A 13,414-nucleotide genomic window follows, 5' to 3' on the forward strand; every position below is an offset into this window, starting at 1 on the left:
ATCCGTAACGGATAGCAGCATTTCTGTTAAATCTGATTTTAATAGTTATTATATTGTAATTATTCTATAGTATAGCATATGTTTTTGAGAGATGATATGTTTTTGTTTCAAGTATAAACCGAAAACTTGTGTTTTTACAGTTCCTTTGGTATATATGAATATTGTTCATAAAAAGATCGGAAAGGAAGACAACAAGTGAAGACAGAGAAATTTTTTACTCATCCGATTGGTGTATTTATTGCTGCGATAGTAGCAACCTTTTTATGGGGAAGCGCATTTCCCTTTATTAAATTAAGCTATGCTGAACTTGGGATTCGGCCACAAGAAGTCGGAGAACAAATATTATTTGCTGGTTATCGCTTTTTCTTATCTGGTATAATGCTCTTATTATTTTTTAAAGCGCTAGGAAAAGATATGCAGTTCAAAAAAGGAACAGGGAAGCAGTTAGTTCAAATTGGTTTGTTCCAAACTTTTCTTCAATATATATGTTTTTATATTGGAATGAGTTATAGCTCAGGAATTGAAGGAGCGATTATTTCAGGAACATCATCATTCTTTCAAATTTTACTCGCACACTTTTTATATAAAGATGATGCTCTCAATATGAGAAAAATAATGGGCGTATCAATCGGATTTTGTGGTGTCATTTTAGTGAATGTACCGAGTGATGGAAGTTTATCATTCCATTTTGGAATAGGTAGCTTATTACTTCTTGGGGCAGCGATGATGTATTCGTATGGAAATATATTAGCAAAAGAGGGTAGTAAAACGTTAGATATTGGGTATATGACAGCATACCAAATGATTTTTGGATCAGTTGGGTTACTATGTATAGGTGCATTACAAGTTGGAGCGATGCCATTTACTTTTAACCTATATACGATACTTATGCTCATATATTTATCGTTCTTATCGGCAGCGGGATTTTGTATATGGAATACAATTATGAAGTATAACAAAGTAGGAAAAGTCTCGATGTATATGTTCTTCATACCTGTCTTTGGTGTGTTATTATCGAGCATGATTTTAGGAGAAGCAATTCATTCATTTGTATTATTCGGTCTAGCATGTGTAGCAGTGGGAATCATTGTCGTAAATCGTACCCCGGCTAAGCAGAAAATGGAGCAAAAAAAACAAGTAGCGTAGAGAACAAAAAAGCGATTAAAATGGAAGAACAGTATTGTTCTTCTTTTTTTATGTAGAAAAAGGAGAACAGACTATATATAACGAAAAAAGATACATTAAAGCATTTATTGAGGAGAACATATTATGAATGTACTTTACATTGTGTTAATCGGACAAATAATTATTTTTTTAACAGGAGCAATTTATGCAATAGGACAGACAAAAAGAACAAGAGAAAATATGCCGTTACCTTTAGCAGTTCGTCTTATTCTTAGTTTTTCTTTAACAGGTAGTGCGATTTGGATATGGCTACAAGATCCATCGATAGAGTATAGCAGCTGGGTTGCATTAGGAATGACTTTATCGACTTTAGGAGATTTATTTATGGCAGGTTTGATTCCCTTTGGCCATCGATTAATTGGAGGGATGGTTACTTTTGCTCTTGCCCATTGTTTTTATGTAAAAGCATTTTTGCAAACAGGTATTTCATGGAATGGTTTTTGGATTGGTTTACTCGTATACGGACTCTTTCTAATTATAGGGTGGTTCTTTTTTATTCGAAATGAAAAACAGGACAAACTGTTTACGATAGGAGCCCTAATTTACGGCTTGTGGGTTGGGGGAATGGCTTGCTTTGCATTCGCCTTATACTATGAGAATACAGGAATATGGTGGATACCAGCGCTTGGTGGTTTGCTGTTTGTGATTTCTGATTTTATTATTGGTGTGACAGATATTGGTGGCCGCAAGCTGAAGTATGAACCACTTTGGATTTGGTTTACATATGTCGCTGCTCAGATGTGTATTGTATATGTAGGACTATAAAAAGATGCTCTCAAAAATAGTAGATAGACTATTTTGAGAGTATCTTTTTCTTTGATATTCTAATATATTTGTTTAATTAGTTTTAGTATTTGTTAAGTGTAAAATTCATAGGGAAATTTCTGCTTAATAAATATAAAATATGATATATCAAAATAATAAACTTGTAAGGAATAGCGTTTTAAAATTGTAATATCATAATTATATAATTTATAATTTTATGGAAAACAACTATCTGAAGTATTTATAATATAAATAAAAAGACAATGAGATGGTGGAATGATGCAAAAGAAAAAACGTTTGCGTGAGTTCTTTGGAATAATTGCAAGTGCATGTTTATTAGCGTTTTTGGCAAAAATCTTTTTGTTTTTCCCTACAACTGTAAAAGGAGCATCTATGAGGCCAACGTTACAAGATGGGGATAAGATAATTGTTAATAAGTTGGCAAAGCAATTTGAAAGTTATGGTAGAGAAGACATTATTGTTGTGAAGACGGATAATTTTTATGTGAAAAGAGTGATTGGGTTACCGGGTGATGTAATTGAGATGAGAAATGACCAATTATATGTGAATCATGAGGTGAAAAATGAGGAGTATTTGCATAGTAATAAAAAACAAGCTGAAAAAAAACTGATGAATTTAACAGAGGACTTTGGACCTATTACAATCCCTAAAAATAAGATTTTTGTTATGGGAGATAATCGCTTAATCAGTAGGGATAGTAGAAATGGTTTAGGACTTATTGATAGAGCAGATGTATTAGGAAAGTTAGCGGCAATTTATTATCCATTTGAACATGTGAAAATAATAAATTAAAGTAAAAAACCAAGCAAATTTCAGTTTGCTTGGTTTTTTATGTTAAACAGTAGGAGACTCGTTAGATACAAAGACGTCTTCATTGTTTTGGTTAGTACTTATAACAAATTTGTGTTGCAATAGTTGTAGTTTAAATAATGCTAAAGGATCATGATAAGTTTCTGGGTTGCTTCTTAGCGTTGCTAATGTTTGTTCGTCTTCTTGTATTTCAAGTTGAGCGGCTTCTACATTTTGTTTCAATACGCTAAGTGGATCTTTAAAGAACATCATGATATCACGCTCTAGTGCACCTTCAAATACTTCAAATTGAAGGAAGAATTGTTTTGAAATTGTTTGGGCAATTTCTGTATAGTCTTCCGTTTCAATATATTGTTTATATTTGTTTGCGAGCATAGATTGGTTTTTTTGCATATTACCAAATAATTTTCCGGCACTCTTTAAGAAAAATTGTGTCGGTGTGAAGCGTAATAAAATGTTGATGTTCGTTACTGTAATTCTATTTGTCATTCGTACGACATCTCGATGCCAATCATCTAGTAATTTGAAATCGCAAGGAAGTTTCATACGTTCTTCTTTATATAATTTATTGAACGTTTCACTCATTTCATCTAAATAAGCTTGAGCTTGAATAAATTCATTATGTGCTGTTTCAATCCAGTCTTGAATAGACCCAGTAAATTTAGGAAGAAGCACTTGTTGTACATGTTTGTCAATTCGTTCGTTCATCGCAGCATTTAATTCTTCATGAACTAATTTGAAATCACTATCTTCTTGAACAAGGTCAGAACAGCTCTGTAATAATTCAGGAATTTGAGAATGTATATCTTGTGTAATTTCTTCTTTCGTTAAAAGATAAGATTCTGTAATAGAACGGATTTTGTCTTTTTCAAGAGCGGTAAGATTGTTAATAAATCCATTAAGTTTTACAGATATATGTTTATTCCAGCGTACTGATTTCACTAATGTATGTTCTAATTCTACACGTTCATTTACAAGGTAAGCGATTGTCTTTTGAGTAAACCATATTAGCTTTTCTATACGTTCTTTCTCTATGTCACGTTCTGCAAGATTAGAGAGAATGGACTCTGTTACATCCCCAAGTTGCTGGCTACTCTCTTGGGAAGGAGAGTACGGGAAGAATTTTGCATTTGGGAAATGGACTGTAAGTTTACTAATTAGATTTTCATTGGTAGTCGTATTATTTGTGTGTAATACGAAATGAATTTGTAAGTTTGGCACTTGTTCACGTAAATAAAGTAATGTATCAAGTTCTTCGCCATGTAATGGTGAGGCAGAATTTAATATGTAAATAAGGCTCTCTGCTGCCTGTAAGTATTCAAAGTATGAGCTGTTTTTATCCAATTGTCCTTGAACAGATGGTGTAACAAGAAATGCAAACTTATTTTTTCTTAAAAATCTACTTGGTAACTTAATTTCTATACATTTTTTCTCAAGTTCTGACTGGGAAGATGTATCCATTATTTGATGGACTTCATCAAAGTTCGAGATGTTTTTTACATCTAGATCATTGAATTCCGTTATTGCAGTTTGACTATCGTCTTTAAATAGAATAGGAGCTGTTAAAGTCTCAGTTAAGATGTTCTCTCCTAATATTGAATTAACGAATGACGCTTTATCATGGTCACTTGTTCCAGCTATTAGTAGTTTATTAACATGTAAATCACATAGTTCATGGACGAGTAGCGTAAATTGATGACTTAAATCTACATCATTTTTCTCGGCCCATTCAGCAATTGTTTCGAATAGATGAGAAACGGTTTCCATATCTACATTTGTTTCAGCTGATGAATTAGAAAGTAAGGCTCCAGCACTTTTTACGAGTAATGATTCTAAAGTTGTAGGTGCAACTTCATTCCATGCTAATACGGCGGCAGAAACAAGTAAGGAATCCTTTGCTTTTGTTAAACTAAACCAATTTGTTAATAAATCAGGAACAAGACCGTTTAATTCATGCATAAAATGATCGCCAGTAATTAATGCAAAGTATGTTTCTTGGTAGCGGATAGAAATTTCATTCCAATTGTCATTGTTATCTGTTTCAATATGTAAAAATAAATGATTCATGCTTTGGATCCAAGAAAGGTATAATGGTTCATTTTGATAGCTGTTCCAAAGGGCAATAACAAACTCTTTAAATTGGACTTGGTCAATTGCATATAAAGCTTTTAAAGAATCATAGAAATATTCTGGTTTGATTTGTTTAGTAAATCCTTGGTTTACGTAATGGATTAAAGTATCGAACCAATGTAATGACTTTGTTCGAATTCCCTCTTGAACTGCAAGTTCGATAGCGTTGTTCCAATCTTCTTGTTTTTCATAGAAAGAACGTGCGATTGCAGTAATATTCGGATAGTCTGGTTGAAATGCCACAGCTTCACTAATCGTCTTAAAAGCTAATCCTAAACGATCTTGCTCGATATAAAGAGAAAGAAGTTGCAAGGAAACTTCCATCGTAAGAGTTGTACCTTCAGTTTGAATAGATTGATAAATTTCTTCTGCTTTTGGTAAGAATCCGAGTTCAAAATAGGCATCAGCAATATTTTTGGTTGCCCAAAGTTCAAGGTCGTTATTTACTTTCTCCCACTTAAATATGGCTGCTTCAAAATCTTTATTTTGATAATAAAATTCACCTTGAGCAAAGCGAATATTAGAAATGTTGGAGAATTCATTTTTAGATTCATTTATGTATGCTTCACCGAGTACTTCCGATACTGGAGTAGAAATTTCTTCTGTTAAAAATGTTTTATAGTAAACTTTTTGGATAAATTGATTTTCAATGGTCATGTTCGTTCCCCCCTGTATAATTTAGAAAAATGATGTTGTATGTAAAAGGGTACATGTTTTTTAATAGATAGAAGTTGTATTATATAGACCAAACTATGTTTTTGCTAGATGTATCATTTTTCTTGAGAGTTAAACCGTTGCGAAAAGTAGCTTTCCTTTATTGTAACAAAAAAACAAGCATATGAATTTTTATTTTTTAATCCTGATTGGTGTGGGCTAATAATCAGTGGAGATAGACAAAATACCCACTGATTAAAGTTTCACTTGATCGCTGTTAAAAGAATGGGTAGAAGTAGAGTTCATTATAAAAACAATGTATAGTGAATATGTATACCATGTTTGTCTTAAAGAGAGAACGGGCAAAATGTGGAATAACGATCGTGCATAGGATGTGTCTTCCGAATGGAACAACATATTGGCGAGTTAATCGCGCATTATGGGTATTTTGGAATTATTATAGCATTGGCTGGTGGGATTGTCGGATTACCGATACCAGACGAGTTTTTATTGACCTTTGTTGGTTATAATGTTTCAAAAGGCGTTATGTCAGGAACTGCTGCTTTTTCAAGTGGGATGGCGGGTGCGATGTTAGGTATTACATTAAGTTACATATTAGGTTTAAAACTCGGTCTGCCTGTTTTAAAAAAATATGGGCCGAAAGTTAGAATTAAAGAACATCACATTGAAAAAACACATGTTTTATTTGAAAAATACGGTCCATTTCTTTTAATGATTGGTTACTTTATACCAGGAGTACGTCATTTAACAGCATATTTTGCTGGGGTTTCGAATTTAACACTTTGGCGTTTTTGCTTGTACGCTTACGGTGGTGCGCTCATTTGGATAAGTGTTTTTATCGGACTTGGCTGGAAGTTAGGAGAGAAGTGGCGATTTGTCGAGTATAGTTTACATCATTATGGAATATGGATTTTAATCATTTCAGCAGTTGTTACATGCATTGTATGGTTTTACATAAAGAAAAAGAAAAACCGCTAATAGCGGTTTTTTTAGCTGAAAGCAATAAATAGTACACCAGCTGTAATAAAGACTACACCGATACCAGTCATAAAGTTTAACTTTTCACCGAGTATAATCATCGCAAGAATAATAGAAAACACTACACTTAATTTATCGATAGGGGCTACTTGAGAGACCTTTCCTGTTTTTAAGGCAAGAAAATAAAATAGCCATGACGAAGCACCTGCAACCCCACTTAATGTGATAAATAGCAGTGCTTTTTTATTTAGCAGTACGTCGCCGATATTTTGAAATTTACCTTGTATAATAATAACGCCTATCATAAATAATGCCATAATAATAGAACGAACTGTCGTAGCAACATTGGCATCGATTCCATCTAAACCAATCTTTCCAAAAATAGATACAAGGGCAGCAGCAATTGCTGATAATAGTGCGAATAATAGCCATGAGCTCATAGTAAAATTCCTCCAATCTTACATTATTATACATGAAAATCATTCTCATGTATTAATAACGAAATAATCCCCACCTTATATTTTTAATAAGGTGGGGATTATTATACTACTCTGCAATTTCCTCATATAAAAAGTAAGTTACATTATAAATATGTTCTACTTCATCGTCTGTCATAAACAATAATTCGTCACGCTCAATTCCTTTTTTCTTTTCAATAAACTCAATCATGTTTTTACGTTCTTCTCTTTTCATCAATTTTATTTCTCCTCTCAGTCTGTTTTAATACAGTTTATTTAAGTTACTGCTATTATATAACAGAATCTTTAGAAAGTTCCACCTATTTTATTGTTTTTTTCAGAAGAACTTTTCGACAAAACAAGCCCACCTAAGGGGGGCTTGTTTTATTTTATAGTCGTAAAAACTCGGGCTCCGTCGTACCTGCACCATCGATGTAATAAATTGTGTCAGGATTGATTTTTATTAATACGTAATTAGGGTCTTCAGGACCAAGTAACCAGCGTTTTAAGCTATTATTCCAAAACTTGTTTTTTAATGTTGAGTCTTCCTCGATTGAAGCTAAGCCTTCAACTTCTATATAATCTTCATCTAATTTTTTTCCTTCTCGTCCAAGCAGTACATGTACATTTGGATTGTTTTCGATATCTGTTATCTTTTTTGATTGTCGATCTGTTGCAACGTATAGTACAAAATCTTCATGGAAAAACATCATAAAAGCGCTGTGTGGCTTCTCATTACGTACAGTAGATAACACACCTGTTCTTTGTCCTTGAATAATCGTTGCAATTTTTTCTTTTAAGTGCATACTTTTAACCTCTTTTCATAATTTATAATTTTCTCCGTTTAAACAAGATAAATTAAATATCTTTCATACTGTTTTCTTCAATCTGATTTTTTAAACGTAATTGTGATGAAATCGGACAAGTTAGGAGAAGAATAATATTAATGATGAGGAGAAATACATACGATGGAAGGATGGAAAGCATGTTTAATAAAATATTTCTTATAGTAGCGCTTATAGGTGTACCACTTTCTGTACTCGGAAAAACAATGCATTGGCCTCAAACGATTATGTTTGCTGTATATTGCATTACAATTATCGCATTAGCGGGGTTTATGGGGAGAGCAACAGAAAGTTTGGCAATTGTTTCTGGACCTCGAATAGGTGGATTATTAAATGCAACTTTCGGTAATGCCGTTGAACTTATCATTTCAATTTTCGCACTTCAGGCAGGATTAATTGAAGTTGTGTTAGCTTCGTTAACGGGTTCTGTACTTGGAAATTTACTATTAGTAGGAGGGCTGTCCTTTTTTATAGGTGGATTAAAATATAAAAGACAAAGCTTTAATGTTTACGACGCAAGACATAATTCAGCTTTATTAATTTTTGCTGTTGTCGTAGCCTTTGTTATTCCAGAAATTTTTTCAATGAAGATGGATGCGGGAAAGACGTATCAATTAAGTATTGGCGTATCTATTATTATGATTATTATGTACCTTGCTGCATTGCTATTTAAGTTAGTTACGCACCGTGGTGTATATCAACATAAAAGTGACGAAGTAGCGCATGAAGAAGAGCCAGAGTGGTCGAAAGGTAAAGCACTCCTTATTTTAGCGATAGCGACGATTGCAGTAGCTTATGTGTCGGAGGCTCTCGTGCATACATTTGAGACGGTTGCGAAGTCATTTGGCTGGTCAGAGTTATTTATAGGGGTTATTATCGTTGCAATTGTTGGAAATGCAGCGGAACATGCATCTGCAATTATTATGGCTTATAAAAATAAAGTAAATATTGCAGTTGAAATTGCAGTAGGTTCTACATTACAAATTGCGATGTTTGTTGCTCCTGTATTAGTATTGCTTTCTATGTTTTTTGTACAAAGGATGCCTTTAGTGTTTACAATACCAGAACTTGTGTCCATGATTACAGCTGTTTTCTTAACGATTGCAATCTCCAATGATGGGGATACAAACTGGTTTGAAGGAGGCACTTTATTAGCTGCGTACGTCATTATGGGAATTGGTTTTTATTTATTATGAAAAATAGGCATAACAATTGTGCTCAGAGAAAACAATAAACAAAGTAGTATATATACCTTTATGTAGGAAGGAGCCAGACAGGTGAAACGAGTATACAGCATATGTCTTTCAGCCATGGTCTCGTTTATTTTATTATTTCCTAACAGTAGTTTTGCAAAGACAACGGTAGAAACAAAAATGCCTTCATCTGTTTTAAATATTTCAAAAGACAATACGTTTCCAAACGATGCGCAAGATTTGCCGCGCTTGCAGCCTAGTAAATTTGCTCAAGAACTATTGAAAACAGCAAATATTAAAATTGAAAATCCGGACTTAATTCGGATGTTTAATGAAACGACAATTTCAAATGCACCGCTTGCAGTAGGGTACCGCGCGAAAATTTATTTAGGTCAATGGGCTTTAAATTATGAATCGGTAGATACATCGATTAATTGGGAATATAAACAAGTGAATCGTAATGTGTACGATAATCGAGGAGGAGATCGCTTATATCCACTTCGTTATAAGCAAGAAACTCAAAAGACGATTGAAGGCGATTTAACAGCAGATATGAAAGATGCTACAGACGTGAAAAAAATGATGCTGCTAAAAGCGCTTGAAAAAGTACAGTTGCCACTTTCATTTAAAACGATCATTGGTTATGGTACAGGACATGAGCGTGTGTATAATATTAGTCCGAGTCAACTTGGATATTTATATGCTTATACGCCAGCAGTAAATGAAAAAGGAAAAGTAACGTTTGGAGAAGTGTACCTTGTTTTAAAAGGAAATCAAAAAAGACTTGTTGTAAAAAATGTTACCTCTCAAGGAATTGGAGCAGCTATTCCAATTCATGATCATTTGTTTTTTAAATTTATTTCCTCGTCGCATGCGCAATGAAATAAAAAAACGTCAGCCCATATAAGCTGACGTTTTTATTTATAACATAAGGTTTGATTTTTTTGATAAGAAATTTTCTGTTGGATAGTAGCTGTTCTTTACAAGAACATTCGGTCCAAGACATTTCACCGCAGGGCAATGACAGCTTAATGATTTTGCTGTTTTTGAAGCGCTCCATTTCTCATATGCTTCTTGTAATGTGTTTGTTTGTATGTTTCCTAGAAGCGGAACATCACCAAAGTCCGTCACAATAATATTTCCATCGAAAATGTTTACATTTAAACGAGAACGGCCATCTGGATCATTACGTACAGTTACATTTTTACTTTCATGTAATTTCTTAAATGTAGCTAAATCGCGTTCATCATCACTACATGCATAGAAAGGTAATGTTCCAAATAACATCCATACATTTTCGTCACGAATTTCTAATAAATGTTCAATAGCTTTTCGAATTTCGTCTTTTGTTAAAATTTCAAGTGTGCTAGCGAAGTCACTTGGATACATCGGATGCACTTCATGACGTTTACAACCCATTTCCTCAACGATTTGACGATGAATATGTTCAATGTGTGGTAGAGTTCTTTTGTTTAACATCGTTTCGGCTGATACGAGTACACCTGCATCGGATAGAGCTTTACTATTGGTAATCATTCGTTCGAATAATTTTGCACGTTGTTCATAAGTAGGTTTACGCTCCATCATTGCAAATCCGCCTTCAACGAAGTCATCAATTGTTCCCCAGTTATGAGAAATATGCAGCACATCTAAATAAGGAATAATTTGTTCGTAACGTGCTAAATCTATAGTTAAGTTTGAGTTGATTTGAGTGCGAACGCCTCGTTCATGAGCGTATTTTAAGAGTGGTGTTACATAGTTGTCGACGGATTTCTTTGAAAGCATAGGTTCTCCGCCAGTAATACTTAAAGAACGTAAATGAGGAATCTCATCTAATCGTTGTAATAAAAGCTCCATCGGAAGCGGATTTGGATCTTTCGGCTGTAATGTGTAACCAACAGCACAATGCTCGCAACGCATATTGCATAACGTTGTCGTTGTAAACTCAACGTTTGTTAATAGTAGTTTGCCGTACTCTTCAAGGTCCATATACGCTTCCCATGGATCGTAAGAAGGAGTAATCGGCTTCATTTTTTGTGATATCGTCATATGAAATACTCCTTTGACTATTGAAATAACAATTTGTCCATTCTCTATAATAGAAGAATATGTACTTTTTATAAAGTGAAACTTTTTAGCGGAAAAAGAGAGAGGGCTTACATTATAGCGGATAATCGTGACAAAATTGATGAAATTTCATGCCCATAGCAATCATTTTTGCGGTATAATAAAAGCAACTCGAATTAAAAGGAGAGTGCCTTCATGGGAAAAGCAATTCAAGATAAAGATACACAATTAGTATATTTAAAAGAGCGTTTAAATATGTTCATTGAAGTAATTGATACAATTGAACCTGAAGAAGTAGAGTTAGAAGATGTAGATCGTCTTCTTGCGATGTTAGATGAATTAGAATTAAAATGTGAGCAATTTAAAAAAGACGAATAATATATTAAAAAGGCTGCCAATACAAAATTGGTAGCCTTTTTCTGTACGGATAATAGAAGGAATATAGAAAAAAAGGTATAATCAAGTTGTGAAAAATCTCATTTATACTTTAATAGCATGAAATAAAGTGAAACTTTAATCAGTGGGGAAGTTTATTCCCCACTGATTATTAGCCTTCACCAATCGGGCGTTTACGGGCAGCAGGGCTCCAACCTAACTTCTTTGCTCTAGTCAAATTTCGAGGTGGGAGTGTTACTGCCCGTTCATGCGGGATAAATAAAGGGCTGAAGAGTATAACGATGGAATTTTCATCTCGTAACGTTTTGGTAGCGTTCACAATTGAGGGGGAAGTAACAATGGAAAAGCTTCAAGAAAGCATGTATCAACTAGTTGTTGAAACGTCAACGAACTTACCGAAAGATGTTCGTCGTGCGATTCAACAAGCGAAAGAGCGAGAAAACGCAGGGACTCGTTCAGCGATGGCACTTGGCACAATTACGAATAACATTAAAATGGCAGATGATAACATCTCGCCGATTTGCCAAGATACAGGGATGCCAACTTTTAAAATTTATACACCAGTTGGTGTGAATCAATTAAAACTGAAGGAAGCTATCTATAGTGCGCTTGAGCGGGCGACAAAAGATGGTAAACTTCGTCCCAACTCTGTTGATTCTCTTTTTGGAGACAATAGTGGAAACAATTTAGGACCAGGTACACCAGTTATTAAGTTTGAGCAATGGGAAAAAGATTATATTGATGCACGTTTAATTTTAAAGGGCGGCGGTTGTGAGAATAAAAATATTCAATATAGCTTACCGTGTGAATTAGAAGGACTTGGACGCGCAGGCCGTGATTTAGAAGGAATTCGTAAATGCCTTCTTCATGCTGTATATCAAGCACAAGGTCAAGGATGTAGTGCAGGTGTAATTGGTGTTGGTATCGGGGGAGACCGAACATCAGGTTACGAATTAGCGAAAAATCAATTATTCCGTACATTAGATGACATCAATCCTGTACCAGAGTTACAAAAACTTGAAGAATATGTATTAGAAAATGCGAATAAGCTTGGCATTGGTACGATGGGATTCGGCGGAGAAACAACTTTACTTGGTTGTAAAATTGGCGTATATAATCGCCTGCCAGCTAGCTTCTACGTATCTGTTGCGTATAATTGTTGGGCATATCGCCGCCTTGGTGTAAAAATCCATCCTGAAACAGGAGAAATTATGGATTGGCTATATCAAGAAGGCGACGATACACTGGAGCAAGAAGTGCAAGAAAAAACAGAGCAACGTGAAATTGTATTGCAAGCACCAATTACAGAAGAGCAAATTCGTGAACTTCGCGTTGGTGATGTTGTAACAATTAATGGCATGATGTATACAGGTCGTGATGCAATCCATAAACATTTAATGGATAACGATTGTCCAGTAGACTTAAATGGACAAGTTATTTATCACTGTGGTCCAGTTGTAGTGAAAGACGAGAATGACAATTGGCAAATTAAAGCAGCAGGACCAACGACAAGTATTCGTGAAGAGCCATACCAAGGGGATATTATGAAGAAATTTGGTATTCGTGCTGTAATTGGTAAAGGCGGCATGGGTGCAAAAACATTAGCAGCATTAGAAGAACACGGCGGCGTGTACTTAAACGCAATTGGTGGTGCGGCGCAATATTATGCGGAATGTATTAAAGAAGTGAAAGATGTTGATTTCTTACAATTTGGTATTCCAGAAGCAATGTGGCATTTACGTATTGAAGGTTTTAAAGCAGTTGTAACGATGGACTCTCATGGTAATAGTTTACATGCTGATGTTGATAAAACATCGCTTGAAAAATTAGCGAGCTTTAAAGAGCCAGTATTTAAGTAAACAAAAATGCACCTCGAATGATTCGAGGTGCA

At 34.5% G+C, this 13,414-nt stretch carries 13 protein-coding genes; 8 read left to right on the forward strand and 5 right to left on the reverse strand.

Going from position 1 to position 13,414, the window contains the following annotated elements:
* Positions 1 to 195 precede the first annotated feature (195 nt).
* The 3 genes from MHB70_RS01495 to lepB all read left to right on the forward strand — a co-directional run bounded on the left by MHB70_RS01495 (position 196) and on the right by lepB (position 2,763).
* Positions 196 to 1,146: a DMT family transporter gene (locus tag MHB70_RS01495; RefSeq protein ID WP_016513797.1), complete on the forward strand. Its 951-nt coding sequence runs from the start codon at positions 196 to 198 to the stop codon at positions 1,144 to 1,146.
* A 123-nt stretch (positions 1,147 to 1,269) separates the two neighbouring features.
* Positions 1,270 to 1,950 (forward strand): lysoplasmalogenase, encoded by a 681-nt coding sequence (locus MHB70_RS01500; RefSeq protein ID WP_001102002.1) that lies wholly within the window; start codon positions 1,270 to 1,272, stop codon positions 1,948 to 1,950.
* Positions 1,951 to 2,226: 276 nt separating this feature from the next.
* A complete protein-coding gene (gene lepB / locus MHB70_RS01505; protein ID WP_000983289.1) occupies positions 2,227 to 2,763 on the forward strand; it encodes a signal peptidase I in 537 nt (178 codons plus the stop codon).
* A gap of 42 nt (positions 2,764 to 2,805) precedes the next feature.
* Here lepB and MHB70_RS01510 read toward each other — a convergent pair whose 3' ends face one another.
* Positions 2,806 to 5,568 carry a tetratricopeptide repeat protein gene (locus MHB70_RS01510; protein ID WP_000151398.1) on the reverse strand — a complete coding sequence of 921 codons (2,763 nt, stop codon included), beginning with the start codon at positions 5,566 to 5,568 and terminating at the stop codon, positions 2,806 to 2,808.
* Positions 5,569 to 5,970: 402 nt separating this feature from the next.
* Here MHB70_RS01510 and MHB70_RS01515 point away from each other — a divergent pair, with 402 nt between their 5' ends.
* On the forward strand, positions 5,971 to 6,564 hold the full coding sequence (locus MHB70_RS01515) for a DedA family protein (protein WP_000434869.1): 594 nt from the start codon (positions 5,971 to 5,973) through the stop codon (positions 6,562 to 6,564).
* Between the two features lie 11 nt (positions 6,565 to 6,575).
* On the opposite strand, the gene MHB70_RS01520 is transcribed toward MHB70_RS01515, so the two are convergent.
* From MHB70_RS01520 to MHB70_RS01530, 3 genes are all read right to left on the reverse strand, one after another.
* Positions 6,576 to 7,004, reverse strand: coding sequence for an EamA family transporter (locus MHB70_RS01520; protein WP_000100302.1), 429 nt, complete (start codon positions 7,002 to 7,004; stop codon positions 6,576 to 6,578).
* A gap of 106 nt (positions 7,005 to 7,110) precedes the next feature.
* Positions 7,111 to 7,257 carry a BH0509 family protein gene (locus tag MHB70_RS01525; protein ID WP_000817786.1) on the reverse strand — a complete coding sequence of 49 codons (147 nt, stop codon included), beginning with the start codon at positions 7,255 to 7,257 and terminating at the stop codon, positions 7,111 to 7,113.
* Between the two features lie 154 nt (positions 7,258 to 7,411).
* Entirely contained in the window at positions 7,412 to 7,828 is a 417-nt protein-coding gene (locus MHB70_RS01530) for a pyridoxamine 5'-phosphate oxidase family protein (protein WP_000550219.1), read from the reverse strand.
* 179 nt (positions 7,829 to 8,007) lie between these two features.
* Here MHB70_RS01530 and cax point away from each other — a divergent pair, with 179 nt between their 5' ends.
* Together cax and MHB70_RS01540 are read left to right on the forward strand one after the other, a co-directional pair.
* On the forward strand, positions 8,008 to 9,063 hold the full coding sequence (gene cax, locus MHB70_RS01535) for a calcium/proton exchanger (protein ID WP_002093843.1): 1,056 nt from the start codon (positions 8,008 to 8,010) through the stop codon (positions 9,061 to 9,063).
* Between the two features lie 81 nt (positions 9,064 to 9,144).
* Positions 9,145 to 9,942 (forward strand): YfkD famly protein, encoded by a 798-nt coding sequence (locus MHB70_RS01540; protein ID WP_061529533.1) that lies wholly within the window; start codon positions 9,145 to 9,147, stop codon positions 9,940 to 9,942.
* Positions 9,943 to 9,981: 39 nt separating this feature from the next.
* Here MHB70_RS01540 and yfkAB read toward each other — a convergent pair whose 3' ends face one another.
* A complete protein-coding gene (yfkAB, locus tag MHB70_RS01545) occupies positions 9,982 to 11,109 on the reverse strand; it encodes a radical SAM/CxCxxxxC motif protein YfkAB (protein WP_052943372.1) in 1,128 nt (375 codons plus the stop codon).
* A 213-nt stretch (positions 11,110 to 11,322) separates the two neighbouring features.
* Here yfkAB and MHB70_RS01550 point away from each other — a divergent pair, with 213 nt between their 5' ends.
* Both MHB70_RS01550 and fumA read left to right on the forward strand, forming a co-directional pair.
* On the forward strand, positions 11,323 to 11,505 hold the full coding sequence (locus MHB70_RS01550) for an SE1561 family protein (RefSeq protein WP_000513558.1): 183 nt from the start codon (positions 11,323 to 11,325) through the stop codon (positions 11,503 to 11,505).
* A gap of 356 nt (positions 11,506 to 11,861) precedes the next feature.
* Positions 11,862 to 13,382, forward strand: coding sequence for a class I fumarate hydratase (fumA, locus tag MHB70_RS01555; RefSeq protein WP_000413539.1), 1,521 nt, complete (start codon positions 11,862 to 11,864; stop codon positions 13,380 to 13,382).
* The last annotated feature ends 32 nt before the right edge of the window (positions 13,383 to 13,414 follow it).

Source organism: Bacillus sp. FSL M7-1020 (assembly GCF_038050415.1).
Classification (GTDB): domain Bacteria; phylum Bacillota; class Bacilli; order Bacillales; family Bacillaceae_G; genus Bacillus_A; species Bacillus_A toyonensis.